We start from the raw sequence: 17589 nt of genomic DNA on the forward strand, positions 1-17589 counted from the left end.
GGGTGGATCTCGACCAGCTCGCTGCGCTGCGTACCCCCGAGGGGTCGGCCGCGCTCGCGGCGGCGGCCGGGCTGGCCGGCGGTGACCCGCTGGCCGCGGCGTCGGCCCTGCGCGCGACCGGCGTGCCGCCGGCACTGGCCTCGGCGGCACTGACCCAGGCCGAGCTGCGCCACCGGGCGGTCGGCAAGTTCGGCCCGGCCGCCGCCGGGATGTTCCTCACCCGCGCCGGGCTGGAGCAGGCCACCCGCCGGGTGGTCGCCGACCGCCGCGCCGCCCGGCTGCACGCGGCCGGCGTGCGCACCCTGGCCGACCTCGGGTGCGGGCTCGGTGCCGACGCGCTCGCCGCCGCCCGCGCCGGCATCCGGGTGTACGGGGTGGAGGCCGACCCGGTGACCGCCGCGATGGCCGCCGCCAACGCCGCCGCTGCGGGGCTGGCCGAGCTGTTCACGGTCGAGTGCGGCGACGCCACCACGTTCGACGTCTCCGGCGTCGATGGCGTCTTCTGCGACCCGGCCCGACGCCGCGCCGGCACCGGGCGACGGATCTTCGACCCGCGCGCCTACTCGCCGCCGTGGGACTTCGTCACCGGGCTGGCCGAGCGGGTGCCGCGCACCGTGGTGAAGGTCGCGCCGGGGTTGGACCACGCGCTCATCCCGACCGGCGCGGAGGCGGAGTGGGTCAGCGTGGACGGCGACCTGGTCGAGGCGGCGCTCTGGTGCGGTGAGCTGGCCGAGGTGCCCCGCCGCGCCACCCTGTACCGGCAGGAGGCGGGCGGTGACGGGGTCCGCTGCCACCAGCTCACCGGCTCGGGTGCCGCCGAGGCGTCGGTCGGGCCGCCACGCCGCTACCTGTACGACCCGGATCCGGCGGTGGTCCGCGCGCACCTCGTCGCCGAGCTGGCCGGCGAACTGGACGCCACCCTCGGCGACCCGAGCATCGCCTACCTCTACGCCGACCGCCCGACCCGCACCCCGTACGCGCGCTGCCTGGAGATCACCGATGTGCTGCCGTTCTCGTTGAAGCGGCTGCGGACGCTGCTGCGCGACCGCCGGGTGGGTCGGGTGGAGATCCTCAAGCGGGGTTCCGCGCTCACTCCGGAGCAGCTCCGGCGAGACCTGCGGCTGGCCGGTGACACGGCGGCGAGTCTGGTGCTCACCCGGGTCGCCGGGGCACCGACCGTGCTGATCTGCCGCCCGGTCGACTAGGTTCCAGAGTGTGGCGGGACAGGGCACTCCGGCGACAGCACTGCTGACCAAGCGCGGCATCGCGCACCGCACGCACCCGTACCGGGTGGCGCCGGACGCGCCGAACTACGGCGCGCTGGTGGCGGCGGCTCTCGGCGTACCGCCGGAGCGCGTGTTCAAGTCCCTTGTGACCGACGTCGACGGCGCGCTCACCGTGGCGGTCGTCCCGGTCACCGGCGAGCTGGACCTCAAGGCGCTCGCCGCGGCGGTCGGCGGCAAGCGGGCCGCGCTGGCCGACCGGACGGTCGCCGAGCGGGCCACCGGCTACGTACGGGGCGGAATCAGCCCGCTCGGGCAGCGCCGACGGCTGCCCACCGTGCTGGACGACTCTGCGCTGGACCTGCCGACGATCTACGTCTCCGCTGGCCGGCGCGGTCTTGAGCTTGAGTTGGCCGCCACGGATCTGGTGGCGCTGACCGAAGCCCGGACCGCTCCACTCCAGGCCCACTGACCGCTCGGTCCAGGGAGGCCGAGAGCGCCCACGTCCGCGCCAGATGATCACCGGGTGACGGCCGCGTTGCCGAACTGTTACCCCGACGAACGAAGTCCCCACCCCGGCAGTCTTGTGGACGCGGCGACAGCGCCATACGTTGCCGGGCACAACAAACACCACACTCCCCCACCCCCGGAAAGGACCCTGCACATGCGTAAGGGGCTCCTCACCTTCGCCACCGCGGGCCTGCTGGCCACCGGCGGCACGGCGGCCTGTGGCGACACGTTCGGCGGAGTCGACCAGGCTGGCTCCGCCAAGACCCCGAAGATCGGCGTGATCCTGCCGGACAGCAAGTCCTCGGCGCGCTGGGAGGGCGCCGACCGCAGGTTCCTGGAGGAGGCGTTCCAGCGCGCGGGGGTCAAGTACGACATCCAGAACGCCCAGGGTGACAAGAGTCAGTTCCAGACCATCGCCGAACAGATGATCACCAATGGCGTCACCACCCTGATGATCGTGAACCTGGACTCCGGCACCGGCAAGGCCGTACTCGACAAGGCGAGGTCACAGGGGGTCGCCACCATCGACTACGACCGGCTCACCGTGGGCGGCTCGGCGCTCTACTACGTCAGCTTCGACAACGAGGCCGTCGGCAAACTCCAGGGTGAGGGCCTGGTGAAGTGCCTGGCCGACAAGGGCGTGCGGAAGCCGGCCGTGTCCTACCTGAACGGTGCCCCGACCGACAACAACGCCAGTCAGTTGAAGAGCGGCTACAACTCGGTGCTCCAGCCGAAGTTCGACGCGGGCGAGTACACCCAGGGACCGATGGACGCGGTGCCGGACTGGGACAACGCCCAGGCCGCCACGATCTTCGAGCAGCAACTGACCCAGGCCGACGGCCGCATCGACGGGGTGATCGCCGCCAACGACGGCGTCGCCAACGCTGTCATCTCGGTACTGAAGAAGAACAAGCTCAACGGCAGGGTGCCGGTCACCGGCCAGGACGCTGACCCACAGGGCCTGCAGAACGTCCTCGCCGGCGACCAGTGCATGACGGTCTACAAAGCAATCAAGGAGGAGGCCGAGGCCGCGTCCGACCTCGCCGTCGCGGTGGCCCGGGGCAGGACCAAGGACACCGGGCAGACGGTCCGCGACCCGGAGACCGGCCGGGCCGTCCCCGCGGTCCTGCTGACCCCCCGGGCCGTCTACCGGGAGGACATCGCGGACGTCATCGCGGACGACTTCGTCACCCGGGACGAGGTCTGCTCCGGTGGATACGCCAAACTCTGCGCCGAAGCCGGCGTCCGCTGATCGGCGTCCAGGCGACTCCGCCGACCGGCACGGCAGCAGACCTCCGCGCCGGACGGTGCCCGCCGGGCGCGTCCCAGAGCATCCCCTCCATCCGAAGGAGACCCCCCGTGTCCGGGAGACCCCTGCTGGAACTCCGTGGGATCGACAAGAGCTTCGGTCCCGTCCAGGTGCTGCGCGACGTGGCCTTCTCGGCCCATCCGGGTGAGGTGACCGCGCTGGTCGGCGACAACGGCGCCGGCAAGTCGACCCTGGTCAAGTGCATCAGCGGTATCCACCCCACCGATGCCGGTGAGTTCCTCTTCAACGGCGAGCCGGTGACCATCAGCAGCCCCCGGGACGCCGCCGCGCTCGGCATCGAGATCGTCTACCAGGACCTCGCACTCTGCGAGAACCTCGACATCGTGCAGAACATGTTCCTCGGCCGGGAGAAACGCAACGGCATCGTGCTGGACGAGGCGACCATGGAGCAGATGGCCGCCGAGACGCTCGCCGGGCTCTCGGTCCGCAGCGTCACGTCGCTGCGCCAGCACGTCTCCAGCCTCTCCGGCGGGCAACGCCAGACCGTGGCCATCGCCAAGGCGGTGCTGTGGAACAACCGGCTGGTCATCCTCGACGAGCCGACCGCCGCCCTCGGCGTGGCGCAGACCGCCCAGGTCCTCGAACTGGTCCGCCGGTTGGCCGACAACGGTCTCGCCGTGGTGCTCATCTCGCACAACATGAACGACGTCTTCGCCATCTCCGACCGGATCGCCGCGCTGTACCTCGGCCAGATGGTCGCCCAGGTGAGGACCACTGAGATCACCCACGCCCAGGTGGTCGAGCTGATCACGTCCGGCCGCTCGGGCGGCTTCGGGCTCGCCGCCGAGCCCGCCCCGGGCGGCACCGACAACGGCCTGTGGCCGGCCGATGTGAGCACAGGAGGCGTCCGATGACCACCACCGCCGTACGCCGGGATGACTCCCCGGCCTTGCCCGAGGTGCCGACCATCGGCAGTCACCTGCGCACCTACCTGAGCAGGGTCCGCGGTGGTGACGTCGGCGGCCTACCGGCCGTCCTGGGGCTGGTCGTCCTCGGCACGGTCTTCTCGATCATGCGGCCGTCGTTCCTGTCGGCCGGCAACTTCGCCAACCTGTTCACGCAGGGCGCGGCGGTCACGCTGATCGCCATGGGCCTGGTCTTCGTCCTGCTGCTCGGTGAGATCGACCTCTCCGCCGGCTTCGCCAGCGGCGTATGCGCCGCAGTACTGGCCAACGTGGCCTCCGTGCTCGGCTACCCGTGGTGGGTCGCGGTGCTCGCGGCGATCGTCACCGGGGTGCTCATCGGCACCACCCTCGGTTTCCTGGTCACAAAGATCGGCATTCCGTCCTTCGTGGTCACCCTCGCCGGCTTCCTCGCCTTCCAGGGCATCGTGCTGATGCTGATGAAGGAGGGCCGGAACATCTCGGTCCGCGACGACGTGCTGCTCGCCATCGCCAACCGCACCCTCAGCCCGGCCGCCGGTTGGCTGCTGGCCGCCGTGGCGATCACCGGCTTCGCGGCGGCGCAACTGCTGCGGCACCGCAACCGGGCCGCTCGCGGGCTCGTCACCGACCCGTTCGCGGTGGTCGTCGCGCGCATCGCCGGGCTCGCACTCCTGCTGGGCGTGGCGGTGTTCATCCTCAACCTGGAGCGCAGCCGCAACGTGCCGGCCGTCTCGCTGCGGGGCGTACCGGTGGTGGTGCCGATCATGGCGGCGCTGCTCGTACTGCTGACCTTTGTGCTGCAACGCACCAGCTACGGCCGGCACGTCTACGCGGTCGGCGGCAACAAGGAGGCGGCCCGCCGTGCCGGCATCGACGTCGACCGCATCCGCATCTCGGTCTTCGTGATCTGCTCGTCGATGGCCGCGGTCGGCGGCATCGTCGCGGCCAGCCGGGCCAACTCCGTCGATCCGAACACCGGGGGCAGTAACGTACTGCTCTATGCCGTCGGCGCGGCGGTGATCGGCGGCACCAGCCTCTTCGGCGGCAAGGGCCGCATCCTCGACGCCGTGCTCGGTGGGGCGGTGGTCGCGGTCATCGACAACGGGATGGGCCTGATGGGGTACAGCGCGGGGGTCAAGTACGTGGTCACCGGCGTGGTGCTGCTGCTCGCCGCCAGCGTCGACGCCTTCTCCCGTCGCCGCTCGGCCACGACCGGCACCCGCTGACGGCGGGCATCGCGGTGTCGTCGACCATGCGCACCGGGCCGAGTCAGGACGAGATCCGCCGGCAGAATCTCGGCGCCCTGCTGCGCCATGTGCACGTCCATGGGGCGACCACCCGCGCCGAGCTGACCACCACGCTGGGGTTGAACCGCAGCACCATCGGCGCGTTGACCGCCGACCTGGCCGGTGCCGGGCTGGTCACCGAGGCGACGCCGAAGCAGACCAGGCGTGCCGGCCGACCGTCCCTGGAGGTCCGGCCCGAGTCGGTCCGGGTCTACGCGTACGCGTACTCCATTGAGGTGGACCGGCTGCGGGCCGCCCGGGTCGGTCTCGGTGGCGCGGTGCTGGACCGCCGGGAGCTGGACCGGCCCCGGGGGTTGCTGGCCGCGGAGGCCGCGCCGCTGCTGGCCGGGGCGGCCAAGGAGATGCAGCAGGCGGTGCCAGCCGGCGCGATGTGCGTCGGCACCGGCGTCGCCGTCTGCGGGATGGTGCGCCGCGACGACGGCCTGGCCCTGCTCGCGCCGACCAGCGGTTGGGTGGACGAGCCGATCGGCGCGGCGCTCAGCGCGGAGCTGGGCCTGGACCAGCCGATCACCGTGGGCAACGTGGCCGACGTGGCCGCCGTCGCCGAGCACGCCCGGGGAGTGGCAGCCGGCTGCGACGACGTCATCTACCTGTACGGCGACGTCGGGGTGGGAGCCGGGATCATCGCCGGCGGGCGCCGGTTGACCGGGCACGGCGGGTACGGCGGCGAGGTCGGCCACATGAAGGTGGTCCGCGAGGGCGAGCCCTGCGAGTGCGGCTCCCGGGGCTGCTGGCAGACCGTGATCGGTGAGTACGGCCTGTTCCGTGCCGCCAGCCGGCCGGACGCCCGCGGCCGGGACGCGCTGCTGGCGCTCTTCGACGCCGCCGGCCGGGGCGACGCCCGCGCCCAGACGGCGGTCCGCCAGGCGGGTGACTGGCTCGGCTTCGGCGTGGCCAACCTGGTGAACATCTTCAACCCGGAGATGGTCATCTTCGGTGGCACCATCCGCGACCTGTACCTCGCCTCGGCGGCCCAGGTACGCAGCCGGCTCAACTCCAACGCGCTCGGTGCCTGCCTGGAGCACGTCCGCCTGCGGACGCCCAAGCTGGGTCAGGATGCGGCCCTGATCGGTGCGGCCGAGCTGGCGTTCGAGCGGCTGCTCGCGGACCCGCTCGACGCCGGCTGAGCGCGTACCCTGTCCGGCGTGGATGTCGAGCTGCGCGCCTCCGACGACGACCGCAACCGGGTGGTCGCCGAGCTGCACCGGCACACCACGGCGGGCCGGCTAACCCTGGACGAGTTCTCCGATCGGGTCGGTGCGGTGTGGACCGCACGCACCCTCGGTGACCTGGCCGCGCTCACCCGCGACCTGCCGGTCCTGCCCGACCCGTCCGCCAACGCGACGGCCGACGGCGACCACGCCGGGCAAGGCCGTCGAGAGCTGCTGGTGCTCTTCGCCGTCGCCGCGCTGACCCTGCTGCTGCTCGGCGGGTTCCTCGCCGTCACCCGCTGACCCGGGCCACCGCCGGGTGGGGCTCGGTCGCGCCCCACCCGACAGCCCGCCGGTCAGCTGTGGGAGCTGACCCGCTTGATGTTGACCACACCCTCCTCGTCGAACACTTCGAGGATCTGGGTGGAGAAGCTACGCCGACCACGCCGGGTGAGGTCCACCCCGTCGTGGATCTTCACCCGGTCGGCGCCGTTGTGCTCGGCGAAGACGTCGACGGCCTGGCCGTTCCTGATGTCGGCACAGACCTTGACGGTCCGGGTGCCGTCGGCCTCCTCGTCCACAACGACGAGGCCCCGGTCGATGGGAAGTTTCACTGCACGACCCCTCTCTGGTCTCAGTGGCGGTGCTGGAATCTCGGACGTTGCTGGCGCTGTCGAGCGCGGACGATCAGCCGTACTGGCAGGACGCGGCCGACCCGACGGTCGTGCTGCCGGACTTCTTCTCGCAGCACTGGCACCAGAGGAAGCCGCCGGAGGTCGTACACGACCAGGTGTAGTTCGTGGCCGCCCGGCACGAACTGAAACTGATGAACTTGCTGCTGGGCGGCGGGAAGACCAGGTTGCAGCACTGGTAGTTGGCCGCCATCGCCGGCGTGGACCGGGCGAACACCGCGCCCGAGGTGACCAGGCCGATCGCGCCCAACTTGGCGAGGAACCCACGCCGGGTCCCGCCTCCACGAGACCGGGGGGCCTCGTGTTCGTCGTTGCTCATACCGCCTCCTTCGTTGCCTGCACCGCGGCACGGACTGCCGCGACATCGGTGAACAACAATGCGGAAACCAGCCGTCCGTCCTTGACGACTGCGGCGGACGGGCTGATCTTGACGCCGAACTCGGTGGAGACCCAGGCCGCGCCCTCGTCGATGAGGTACGGCAACCGGGCGAGGCCATGACGCTGGACGAACTCGACCGCGTCGCCGAACGTGGCAGAGGTGACGACGACACCGACATCGCCGGTGTCGGGTTGATCAGCGAGCTGCGCCGCGACGTCCTCGCAGCTCGCACAACTCGTGCTGAGCACCAGGAGCAGGTACGGCCCGCCGGTGCCGAACCGGGCGAACGGCTCCGGCCACGTGCCCGGCCGGGAGCCGAACCGGGCGCCTTCAAGCGGTCGTACCCCGGTGCCGCCGGGGGTTGACTCGGGCGAGCCCTCCAGTCCGCCGGTCCGGGCGTACATCTCGCCGGCCATGGCGAACAGCAGCACGACGGCACCCGCCACGAGCAGCATCACGATGATGGTCAGGTAGTTCATCGAGGCCCTTCCTTCATGCGATCGAGGTGTCGGCCGGTCGTGGCTCGGGCTCGGGAGCCGGGGCCGGCGGATGCAGCGGCGAGGTGGCCCGGGTGGATCCGCCGAACATGACCCGCGTCCATTCGCCGGCGTAGCAGAAGACGCCGCAGGTGGTGGTGATGCCGAACCGGCCGGGGGCCCGCGACGCGCCCACGTGTCGTGGGATGCCGCCCATCGAGTACACGCTGTCCAGGTCCTGCCAGAGCGAGATGCTGAGCACCACCCGCTGCCGCCAGTCGACCAGCACCTTGATGCCGAGGTATCCCTTGGCGGCCCGTCGGACGTGCCGTTTCAGGCGTAGGTGCAGCACCAGGATCAGCAGCACCTTGGGCAGGCTGCCGCAGTTGAACCGGGTCACCACGACCTGCCCCTTGGCGGGGTCCGGCTCCAGCACCGGTGTCATGTCTGGACGACCGTCGCGACGAGGGACAGCGCGACGGCCAGGATCGTCACGCCTGAGACGCGCCGTGCCCGGACCACCCATTTCCGACTCCTCTTCTCCGGTAGGTCGGCATACCTGGTCAGGCTCCACAGCGACACCAGCAGGCTGGCGACGAGGACGACGCAGAAGAGCACCAACGGCGCCGACCCGGCGTCCACCAGCAGGACGGCAGCGAGCGAGAGCCAGATCAGCGACACCGTCTTCTGCGTGGTGAAGAGCAGTCCCAGGTCAATGCCCCAGACCACGCCGAGCGTCCCGCCCGGCAGGGTGCGGACCAGCCGCTGCGGGACCTGCCGCCAGATGTGCGGGGTACGGTCGCGCACATCGGACACGCCCAGCCACCCGGCGACTGCCGCCAACAGCACCAGCCGTAGCCACTCGGGCAGCGCCTGCTGGAGCAGGGAGCCCGCGAAATACACCGGAACCGCGAGGATCACACCAGCGATCAGCCCGCCGACCGCGAGGCCGACGAGGAACCGGACGCCCTCAAACGCGTTCCGCCGCAACATGGGACCGGCGACCCCGGCCATGGACACGCCTCAAGGGCTGAGGGCCTGCAGCATGGCTCCGGTTATGCCGAGGACGACCCAGAGGACCATGGCGGACTCCTTCCCGGTTGGCGGCGGGTGCGACGGAGGGTTGGTCCTACACGCGCTGGCGGGTCGGCGAAACCGTCGACCGCAGCATGGTGAAGTCGGTGAACGCCAGGGCGGAGATCAGCATCCCGTCCCGGAACACGAGAGCGGCCGGGCTGACCGCGATGCCGAACTCGCCGGCAACCCAGTCACCGCCCTCGTCGACGTGGTGCGGCAGCCGGGCCAACCCGTTCGTGGCGACGAACTCCGCGCCGGCGGCGGCATCCGCGGTGGAGACGGCCACGGCGATGTCCGCCACGTCGGCATGGTCGGCGAGTTGGCCGGCCACCGTACGGCAGCTGGAGCAGGCCGTGCTGAGCACCAGGACGATCCGCAGCGGCCCGTCGCCGAATCCGGCCAGACCGGCGGGCCAGGCGGCCGGCACCCGGCCGACGTGGGCCTCCTCCAGCAGTCGGATACCGCTGCCCTGGGACGGGGTGACGCCCGCGCGGTCGGCGAGCTGACCGAGCATCGCGAAGAGGACCACCACGCCCCCGGCGAGGACCAGAAGGGCGATCCCGAACACGTACGTCATGGCGCACTCCTCAGTCGTGTGTGGCGGCCGTCGGCCGGGGGCGGACCAGCTCACGAACCATGTCCCGCCAGATCCAGACGGCGAGCAGCACCGTCAGGCCGGCGACGCCGATCGGGAGCAGGTCGGGGCGGGGGACGGCGTCCGCGGCGCCGCGGAGCACGACGAGCGCCCCGGCACCGAGAGCGAGCCCGACGAGCACCGACCGGAGGCCCAGCGGGCGACTGTCGCGTTGCCCGAAGCAACCGCACGGCGTGGCGAGGCCGCGTGCCCGGCCGACCAGCCCGGCGCCGGCGAAGAGCAGGCCGAGCACGCCGGCGACCGCCGCTCCGGCGGTGCGCAGGCTGGGAACGATGAGGGCGATGCCGGTGAGCGTCTCCACCACGGCCAGCAGGCGTACCGCTCGCTGCGCTCTGGGCTCGGGCAGCCGGAGCAGCGCCGCTACCGCCGCCCGGCTCGCTTCGGGAGCAGCCAGCTTGCCGAGCCCGGTAGAGACGAAGACGGCGGTGGTGCCGCAGATGATCAGGCCCACAGCGAGGGCGGAACCAGTCATGCTCCGGTCACCCGTGTCCGGGCATAGGTCATCGACACCGCGCCACCCCCGTGTTGACCGGCCTTCCCCCTGAGGGATTCACCTTCGCCGATCGATCGTCGCTCTGCGAGACCCAATTCTTACGGTGCGCATCGATGAGCGTCAAGGTTCACCGGAAGGCTTATTCGCTGTAGTCCCACACCCGCCGAGCCGGGCCGTCCGATGAACTAATCGGGCGGTCAGTCCGTACCAGTGGACGGACGGGCAGCCGGCAGGGGTGCGGCTGCCCGGTCCAGACGCGTATCGGTCGGGACCGAGGAGGCACCGCAGACATGGCACCGCTCAGATCCGCCCGTCGCCGGCTGGGCAACCGGACCCACCGGGCGGCGATGTTGCTCATCGCCATCGTCGCGGGGGTCGGTGTCCTGCCCGGCGTGGCCGTCGCCGCGCCCGCCGGCGGGCAGCAGCTCAACGCCGCCGACATGACCCTGCTCAACGGCGTACGGCTGGCCGGACTGTGGGAGATGCCGGCCGGTCAGATGGCCGCCGAGAAGGGGCAGTCGGCCAAGGTCCGGGAGATCGGCGCGGGCATCGCCAACGAGCACCAGGAACTCGACCAGCTCGTCGTGAACGCCGCCAACAAGCTGGGCGCGACCATCCCGAGCGAGCCGACCGCCGAGCAGAAGGGCTGGCTGTCGGAGATGCAGAAGGCCTCCGGCGCCCGGTTCGACCAGATCTTCGTCACCCGGCTCCGAGTGGCTCACGGCAAGATCTTCCCGGTGATCGGCGCGGTACGGGCCAGCACCCGGGACGCCACCGTCCGCAAGCTCTGCGACGACGCCAACGGGTTCGTGATGCACCACATGCAGATGCTGGAGAGCACCGGGCTGGTCCGCTGGCCCGAGCTGCCACCGGCGGCGCTGCCCGCCCCCGGCAACGACGGCCTGCTCGCCGCCGCCGCGGCGAACACCGGCCCACAGGTCGGCGTCAGCAGCACCGTCGTCTGGCTGGTCTTCCTCGCCGCGCTGGGCACCGGCGGGATCGCCACCTACCGGATGCTGCGCCGCACCTGACCACTAGTCGCGGGCTGGGCCGGCGGCCGGATCGGTGCCGGGCTGGTGCCAGGAGCGCCACAGCGCGGCGTACGAACCGTCGGCCGCCACCAGCTCCTCGTGCGGGCCCAACTCGGTGATCCGGCCGTCCTCCACCACCGCCACCCGGTCGGCGTCGTGCGCCGAGAAGAGCCGGTGCGCGATGGCGATCACGGTACGGCCGGCCAGCACGGCGGCCAGGGAGCGTTCCAGCTCCCGCGCCGCGCGCGGGTCGATCAGTGAGGTCGCCTCGTCCAGCACCAGGGTGTGCGGGTCAGCCAGCACCAGCCGGGCCAGCGCCACCTGCTGCGCCTGCGCCGGGGAGAGCGGGTGGCCACCGGCACCGACCACGGTGTCCAGCCCGTCGGGCAGCGCCTCGGCCCACTCCAGGGCGGCCACCGCGGCGAGCGCCGCCCGCACCTGCGCCGGGTCGGCGCCCGGACGGACCATGGCCACGTTCTCGCGCAGCGGCCCGATGAAGACGTGGTGCTCCTGGGTGACCAGCGCGACGTGCGAACGCAGCTCGTCCAACGGCAGCTCGTCCAGCCGACGACCGGCCACGGTCACCGAGCCGCTGCGCGGGGCGTGCACCCCGGCCAGCAGCCGACCCAGGGTGGACTTACCGGCGCCGGACGGCCCGACCATGGCCAGCTTCTCCCCCGGCCGCGGCACCAGGGTCACCCCGTGCAGGACGTCCCGTCCCGTCCGGTACGCGTACCGGACGTCCCGGGCGACGAGCTGCTCCGGGCCGGCGTCGGAGGACGCGTCCCGAGCCGGCGCGCCGCCGTCGGCCGGCACGGCGGCGGGAGTCTCACCGGTGCGGGCCACCCCGAGCAGGCGGGCCATCGAGGCGCCGCCCACCTGGAGCTCGTCCAACCAGGAGAGCAGCCGGTCGACCGGGTCCACCAACTGCTGCACGTAGAGAGTGGCAGCGGTGACCTGACCGAGGCTGGCCCAGCCCCGCAGGTAGAACCATCCGCCGATCAGCAGCGTGGCGACCACCGGCACCACGTACCCGATCTCGGCCACCGGGAAGAAGACGGTCCGCAGGTAGAGGGTGTACCGCTCGGCCCCGTACGACCGGCGGATGTCCGCGTCGGTGCGGGCCCGGCGGCGCGCCTGCTGCCGCAGTGCCTCGGTGGTCCGCGAACCCTCGACGGTCTCGCTGATCCCGTCGGTGATGTCCGAGTAGGCCGCGTTCTCCCGCAGGTAGCCGGCGGGGGCGCGGCGCAGGTACCAGCGGGTGCCGGCCAAGAGCAGCGGCACCGCCAGCAGGCAGGGCAACGCGAGCAGCGGACCGATCAGCAGCAGCGCGCCGACGATGAAGCCGGAGGTGACCACCGCGATCAACGTTTCGGGCACCGCCAGGCGGACGGTACGGGACAGCGCGGAGACGTCCCGGGACGTCCGGGTGAGCAGGTCCCCGGTGCCGGCTCGCTCGACGGTGGCCAGCGGCAGGTCGAGGATCCGGTCCACGAACTCCTCGCGCAGCTCGGCGAGGACGCGCTCACCGAGTCGGGACGACGCCAGGTGGGCGAACCGGACCAGCACCGACTGAGCCAGCACGAACCCGGCGATCAGCAGCGCGATCCGGTCCACGGTGGACTGCACGACACCCTGGGAGATGCCCTGCACCAGGTCGCCGAGCAGCCGTGGGGCGACCAGCCCGGCGGCGGCGGCCAGCGCGTGCAGGCCGAGCGCGAGGGCCAGCGCGCGCGGGTGCCGGCGGACCAGCGTCCGCGCGTACCGGCGGACCTGCCGCGCGTCGGCGACCGGCAGTGCGGTGGCCATCAGTCCTCCTCCCGACTGACCGTCGCCCGGTAGCGCGGCTCGCCGTCCAGCAGCTCGGCGTGTGTCCCCTCGGCCACCACCTTGCCGTCCTCCACGAAGATCACCCGGTCGGCCCGGCCGAGCACCAGCGGGCTGGTGGTGCAGACCAGGGTGGTCCGGCCCGCGCGGGCCGGACCCAGCCGCTGCGCGATCCGGGCCTCGGTGTGCGCGTCGACCGCGCTGGTCGGCTCGACCAGCAGCAACGTCTCCGGGTCGGCGACCAGCGCACGGGCCAACCGCAGCCGCTGCCGCTGCCCGCCGGAGAACTCCCGGCCGCGCTCGGCCACCGCACTGTCCAGCCCGTCCGGCAGCGCCTCGACGATGTCCGTCGCGCTCGCCGCGGCCAGCGCCGCGCCGAGCACCGCGTCATCGCCCCGATCGTGCGGGTCCAGCTCCGCCCGGAGCGGGCCGGTGAACAGATGTGCGTCGTTGTCGGCCACCAGGATCCGCCCGCGCACCGTCGCCAGTGCCAGCGCCCGCAGCGGTACGCCGTGCAGCGTGACGTCCGAATCGGTGTACCGGCCGAGCCGGTCCACGATCGCCACCGCGTCCTCGGGGGCGGCGGTCGCCAACGCGGTGAACCGCCCCGGCCGCAGCACCACCCCGGACTCTGGATCGGCCAGCTCACCCGGCCCGTTCGGCAGCGCCACCGGCTGCGCCGGGTCGACCAGCTCCGGGGTGAGCTGCAGCAACCGGACCACCCGGCGGGCCGACACGTGCCCCCGGGTCAGCTTGTCGACGGCCTCGGTCAGGTTGCGCAGCGGGCTGACGAGGAACGCGGTGTAGCCGTAGAAGGCCACCAGTTGCCCGGCGCTGATCTGGCCCTGCAACGCGAACCGCGCACCCAGCCAGGTCACCAGCACCAGGAAGGCCCCGGGCAGCAGCACCTGCGCCGCCTCCAGCAGCGACTCCACCCGGGCCACCCGCAGGCCGCGCGTACGCAGCTCCTGCGACCGGGTCCGGTAGTGGGCGGAGAGCACCGGCTCGCCGCCGACACCCCGCAGCACCCGCAGCCCGGAGACGATGTCGCCGGCCCGGGTGGTCAGCGCCCCCTCCGCATCCCGGTACGCCTGCTGCTGGCGGTGCAGCGGCCGGATGAGCAGCGCCACCACCGCCATCAGCACCGGTACGCCGAGCACCACGACCAGCCCGAGCGGTATCGAGGCGTTCAGCAGGATCACCGCGACGGTGGCGATCGCGACCAGCGAGCCGGTGCCCCGGGCGGTGATGTCGATGGCGTGCCCGATCTGGCCGATGTCGGCCGTGCCGATGCTCACCACCTCGCCAGCGGCCACCCGGCGGGGCAGCGCGGCGCCGAGCCGGTTCGCCGCCCCCACGGTCAACTGCACCGTCCGGTACGCCCCGGCCAGCCAGTTGTGCACCGCGAAACGATGCCGCAGGATCCCGGCGACCGCCTGAAGCACGCCCAGCCCGAACAGCACGAGACCCCAGGTGAGCAAAGAGCCCTCGTCGCGGTGGGCAAGCCCGTCGACAGCACGACCGACGGCGGCCGGCATCAGCGCCTGGGCCACCATCCACACCACACCGAGTGCGATGCCGCCGGTGAACAGCCGCTTGTGCCGGCTGGCCAACCAGATCAGGTAGCGGGTCGGCGACCGGGAATCGGGTACGCCGGGTTCGCCGGCCAGTGAGAAGCGCATAGCGGCTCGACGCTAGGCGGCTGGCACCGAACCGGCGAACCAATTACCGCCCGGACGTGCCGTGACTCACGGCCGACACCGGGCCCGGCAGGGTCAGCGGTCGACCTGGGTGAAGTCCCAGGAGTGCGGGGGGCGGGCCACCAGCAGCGCGGGCGGTTCGGGCAGTGGGCGCGGGTTGCTGCGCCACTTGGAGATGACCACCACCCGGTGGTCGGTGGAGGAGAAGACCTCGCTGGACACGTACAGCGGGTCGTGCTCCAACTCGGGCAGGGCGGTGTCGCACACCCAGGTGATCAGGTCGGCGACGCCGTACGCCTCCGCGCGCGCCTCCCACATCCGCACGATCATGTCCGTCGCCCCCGTCACACGCTGACCGTGGTGAGCGGCAGCGCCGAATCGGCCGGCAGGTCCAGCCGGCTCGGGGCGACCCCCGCGGCGACCAGGTGCGAGCCGAGCGCGGCCACCATCGCCCCGTTGTCCGTGCACAGCTTCGGCCGAGGCACCCGAACCCGGATGCCGTACTTCTCAGCCCGCTGTTCGGCCATCGCCCGCAGCCGGGAATTCGCCGCCACTCCCCCGCCGATCACCAGGGTCTCGATCCCGTTCGCCCGGCAGGCGGCGAGCGCCTTCGTGGTCAGCACGTCGCAGACCGCCTCCTGGAACGACGCGGCCACGTCGGGCACCGGCACCGACTCACCGGCGCGCTGCCGCGCCTCGACCCAGCGGGCCACCGCCGTCTTCAGCCCGGAGAACGAGAAGTCGTACCGATGCGCGGCGAGGTCCTTCGCGGCGGTCAGGCCACGCGGGAAGGCGATGGCGGCGGCGTCCCCGGCCCGCGCCTCGCGGTCGATGGGCGGGCCGCCCGGAAACGGCAGCCCGAGCAGCCGGGCGACCTTGTCGAACGCCTCACCGGCCGCGTCGTCGATGGTGGCGCCGAGCGGGGTGACGCCCCGGGCCAGGTCGTCGATCAGCAGGAGAGACGAGTGCCCGCCGGAGACCAACAGCGCGATTGCGGGTTCGGGCAGCGGGCCGTGCTCCAGGGTGTCCACCGCGACGTGCGCGGCCAGGTGGTTGACCCCGTACACCGGCTTCTCGGCAGCGAGCGCGTACCCCTTGGCGGCGGCGACGCCGACCAGCAGCGCGCCGGCCAGCCCGGGGCCGGAGGTGACCGCGATCGCGTCGATGTCGGCCAGGGTGACCCCGGCTTCGCGCAGTGCCCGGTCCATGGTCGGCACGATGGCCTCCAGGTGGGCCCGGCTGGCCACCTCGGGCACCACTCCCCCGAACCGGGCGTGCTCCTCGACGCTGGAGGCGAGCGCGTCGGCCAGCAGGGTGTGCCCCCGCACGATGCCGACGCCGGTCTCGTCGCAGGAGGTCTCGATGCCCAGGATCAGCGGTTCGTCAGCCATGGTCGTGTGGTCCGTCCCCGGTCGGCTCGGCGACGCGCTGCATGACCAACGCGTCGGTGTTGCTCGGTTGGTAGTAGCCGCGCCGCACCCCGATCGGCTCGAACCCGTACGTCGCGTAGAGCCGCTGGGCGGGGGCGTTGTCCACGGCGACCTCCAGCAGGGTGCTGCGCACACCGCGCCGGGCGGCCTCGGCGAGCAACTCCTCCAGCAGGGCACGGCCGACGCCGCGCCGCTGGGCGTCGCGGCGGACCGCGATGTTCTGCACCCACACCTCGTCCGGCGGAGCCCCGGCGAGCCCGGCGTAGCCGAGCACTGTGCCGTCGGCATCAATGGCGACCCGGTAGTGGTGCCGGTTGGCCAGCTCGTTCCAGAACATCGCCGGCGACCACTGTTCGGCGCCGAAGAGGTCCGCCTCGATCGGCAGCACCTGGTCGATGTGCCACCAGCGGAACCGCTCCAGCCGCACCGCCGTCACGGTGTGACCTCGGTTCGCGACTGCGGGGCTCGCAACCCCGGCTCACTCCTCGCGCTCACGGGAGGACCGGTTTGTGGCTGGTCGCCGCCACGGCGTCCGGGCGGCGCAGGTAGAGCGGGGTGAGCCGCTCGGTGGGCGCCCCGGCCCGGATCCGCTCGGCGGCGAGCAGCGCCAGCACGGTGGCGTCCGGGTAGCGCGGCTCCACCCGGACCGGCAGACCGAGCGTGTCCGCGTACCGGTGGGCACCATCACCCACCGCAACCGTCGCCCCCAGCTCCCGGGCGCGGGCGGCGGCGACCGCCGGCGCGGACACCTCGGGTCCGACGATCCGCTGGCCAGCGCCGTCGTAGACGGCCCAGTAGAGCTCCTTGCGGCGAGCGTCGCTGGCGGCCAGCACCGGCTCGCCGGCCGCCGCCGGGTAGCCGATCCCATCCAGGGAGCAGACGCCGTACGTGGGGATGCCGAGCACCTGGCCCATGGTGGCTGCGGTGACCAGGCCGACCCGCAGCCCGGTGAACGGCCCCGGGCCGAGCCCGGTGACAATCGCACCCAGGTCGCGCGGGCGCGCGTCAACATCGGCGAGGACCGCGTCAACCTGAGGCGCGAGCAGTTCGCCGTGGGCGCGGGCGTCGACCGTGCACCGGTGCGCTCGGGACGCCACACCGTCCGCCGAGACCTCCACCAGCGCCGCGGTCACCGCGGGGGTCGAGCTGTCCACCACGAGTACGAGCACGGTAAGCCAGCCTAGCCGCCCCGCCCGCCGTCCCGGTCACGCCCCGCCCCGCACACAGCACCGCCCCGGCCCGACCACCGCCCCGACCACCGCCCCGACTACCGACGCGGCCCGGCGCGGTTCAGCGTGGGCCGGCGACGGCGTACCCGGCCGGCAGCACATCCGCCGATAGGCGTGATACCTGTGAGTCATATTTATGCCTCACAGGTATCACGCTCATCAGGGCGAGGCCCGCCGTCCGGAGCCGGGTCAACG

21 protein-coding genes are annotated in these 17589 nt (G+C 72.5%); 8 read left to right on the forward strand and 13 right to left on the reverse strand.

Features of this window, described 5'->3' with window-relative positions; translation table 11 throughout:
- The first annotated feature begins 2 nt into the window (after positions 1–2).
- The 7 genes from ACFY29_RS18620 to ACFY29_RS18650 all read left to right on the forward strand — a co-directional run bounded on the left by ACFY29_RS18620 (position 3) and on the right by ACFY29_RS18650 (position 6708).
- Complete coding sequence (locus tag ACFY29_RS18620) at positions 3–1205, forward strand: methyltransferase domain-containing protein (protein ID WP_386987679.1); 1203 nt, start codon at positions 3–5, stop codon at positions 1203–1205.
- 10 nt (positions 1206–1215) lie between these two features.
- Positions 1216–1695: a Cys-tRNA(Pro) deacylase gene (gene ybaK / locus ACFY29_RS18625; RefSeq protein ID WP_386987682.1), complete on the forward strand. Its 480-nt coding sequence runs from the start codon at positions 1216–1218 to the stop codon at positions 1693–1695.
- 192 nt (positions 1696–1887) lie between these two features.
- Positions 1888–2985: a substrate-binding domain-containing protein gene (locus ACFY29_RS18630; RefSeq protein WP_328420356.1), complete on the forward strand. Its 1098-nt coding sequence runs from the start codon at positions 1888–1890 to the stop codon at positions 2983–2985.
- Between the two features lie 107 nt (positions 2986–3092).
- The gene (locus ACFY29_RS18635) at positions 3093–3917 is read left to right on the forward strand and encodes an ATP-binding cassette domain-containing protein (protein ID WP_386987685.1); all 825 of its coding nucleotides are present in this window, start codon (positions 3093–3095) and stop codon (positions 3915–3917) included.
- A complete protein-coding gene (locus ACFY29_RS18640) occupies positions 3914–5173 on the forward strand; it encodes a sugar ABC transporter permease (RefSeq protein WP_386987688.1) in 1260 nt (419 codons plus the stop codon). The genes ACFY29_RS18635 and ACFY29_RS18640 overlap by 4 nt, the downstream gene beginning before the upstream one ends.
- A 26-nt stretch (positions 5174–5199) precedes the next feature.
- Positions 5200–6381, forward strand: a complete 1182-nt coding sequence (locus tag ACFY29_RS18645) for an ROK family transcriptional regulator (RefSeq protein ID WP_328420362.1) — start codon at positions 5200–5202, stop codon at positions 6379–6381.
- 18 nt (positions 6382–6399) lie between these two features.
- Positions 6400–6708 (forward strand): DUF1707 domain-containing protein, encoded by a 309-nt coding sequence (locus ACFY29_RS18650; protein WP_328420364.1) that lies wholly within the window; start codon positions 6400–6402, stop codon positions 6706–6708.
- Between the two features lie 53 nt (positions 6709–6761).
- Here the strand turns inward: ACFY29_RS18650 and ACFY29_RS18655 are convergent, their stop codons facing one another.
- From ACFY29_RS18655 to ACFY29_RS18685, 7 genes are all read right to left on the reverse strand, one after another.
- The gene (locus ACFY29_RS18655) at positions 6762–7019 is read right to left on the reverse strand and encodes a hypothetical protein (protein ID WP_328420366.1); all 258 of its coding nucleotides are present in this window, start codon (positions 7017–7019) and stop codon (positions 6762–6764) included.
- Between the two features lie 73 nt (positions 7020–7092).
- A complete protein-coding gene (locus ACFY29_RS18660; protein WP_355608172.1) occupies positions 7093–7416 on the reverse strand; it encodes a hypothetical protein in 324 nt (107 codons plus the stop codon).
- Entirely contained in the window at positions 7413–7955 is a 543-nt protein-coding gene (locus ACFY29_RS18665; protein ID WP_328420370.1) for a hypothetical protein, read from the reverse strand. The genes ACFY29_RS18660 and ACFY29_RS18665 overlap by 4 nt, the downstream gene beginning before the upstream one ends.
- Positions 7956–7968: 13 nt before the next feature.
- Positions 7969–8397, reverse strand: coding sequence for a hypothetical protein (locus ACFY29_RS18670; protein WP_386987694.1), 429 nt, complete (start codon positions 8395–8397; stop codon positions 7969–7971).
- Positions 8394–8966: a hypothetical protein gene (locus tag ACFY29_RS18675; RefSeq protein ID WP_328420374.1), complete on the reverse strand. Its 573-nt coding sequence runs from the start codon at positions 8964–8966 to the stop codon at positions 8394–8396. The genes ACFY29_RS18670 and ACFY29_RS18675 overlap by 4 nt, the downstream gene beginning before the upstream one ends.
- A 115-nt stretch (positions 8967–9081) precedes the next feature.
- Positions 9082–9606 carry a hypothetical protein gene (locus ACFY29_RS18680; RefSeq protein WP_386987697.1) on the reverse strand — a complete coding sequence of 175 codons (525 nt, stop codon included), beginning with the start codon at positions 9604–9606 and terminating at the stop codon, positions 9082–9084.
- 10 nt (positions 9607–9616) lie between these two features.
- Entirely contained in the window at positions 9617–10156 is a 540-nt protein-coding gene (locus ACFY29_RS18685; RefSeq protein ID WP_386987700.1) for a MauE/DoxX family redox-associated membrane protein, read from the reverse strand.
- Positions 10157–10467: 311 nt separating this feature from the next.
- On the opposite strand from ACFY29_RS18685, the gene ACFY29_RS18690 reads away from it, so the two are divergent.
- Positions 10468–11208: a DUF4142 domain-containing protein gene (locus tag ACFY29_RS18690; protein ID WP_328420380.1), complete on the forward strand. Its 741-nt coding sequence runs from the start codon at positions 10468–10470 to the stop codon at positions 11206–11208.
- Between the two features lie 3 nt (positions 11209–11211).
- Here the strand turns inward: ACFY29_RS18690 and ACFY29_RS18695 are convergent, their stop codons facing one another.
- The 6 genes from ACFY29_RS18695 to tsaB form a co-directional block, all read right to left on the reverse strand.
- On the reverse strand, positions 11212–13017 hold the full coding sequence (locus ACFY29_RS18695; RefSeq protein ID WP_386987702.1) for an ABC transporter ATP-binding protein: 1806 nt from the start codon (positions 13015–13017) through the stop codon (positions 11212–11214).
- Positions 13017–14717, reverse strand: coding sequence for an ABC transporter ATP-binding protein (locus ACFY29_RS18700; protein ID WP_386987705.1), 1701 nt, complete (start codon positions 14715–14717; stop codon positions 13017–13019). The genes ACFY29_RS18695 and ACFY29_RS18700 overlap by 1 nt, the downstream gene beginning before the upstream one ends.
- A gap of 93 nt (positions 14718–14810) precedes the next feature.
- The gene (locus tag ACFY29_RS18705) at positions 14811–15065 is read right to left on the reverse strand and encodes a hypothetical protein (RefSeq protein WP_386988503.1); all 255 of its coding nucleotides are present in this window, start codon (positions 15063–15065) and stop codon (positions 14811–14813) included.
- Between the two features lie 14 nt (positions 15066–15079).
- Entirely contained in the window at positions 15080–16126 is a 1047-nt protein-coding gene (tsaD, locus tag ACFY29_RS18710) for a tRNA (adenosine(37)-N6)-threonylcarbamoyltransferase complex transferase subunit TsaD (protein WP_328420386.1), read from the reverse strand.
- Positions 16119–16601, reverse strand: coding sequence for a ribosomal protein S18-alanine N-acetyltransferase (rimI, locus tag ACFY29_RS18715; RefSeq protein ID WP_328420388.1), 483 nt, complete (start codon positions 16599–16601; stop codon positions 16119–16121). The genes tsaD and rimI overlap by 8 nt, the downstream gene beginning before the upstream one ends.
- 55 nt (positions 16602–16656) lie before the next feature.
- A complete protein-coding gene (gene tsaB, locus ACFY29_RS18720) occupies positions 16657–17334 on the reverse strand; it encodes a tRNA (adenosine(37)-N6)-threonylcarbamoyltransferase complex dimerization subunit type 1 TsaB (RefSeq protein WP_328420390.1) in 678 nt (225 codons plus the stop codon).
- Positions 17335–17589 lie beyond the last annotated feature (255 nt).

This window comes from Micromonospora sp. NPDC000668, assembly GCF_042897975.1.
Classification (GTDB): domain Bacteria; phylum Actinomycetota; class Actinomycetes; order Mycobacteriales; family Micromonosporaceae; genus Micromonospora.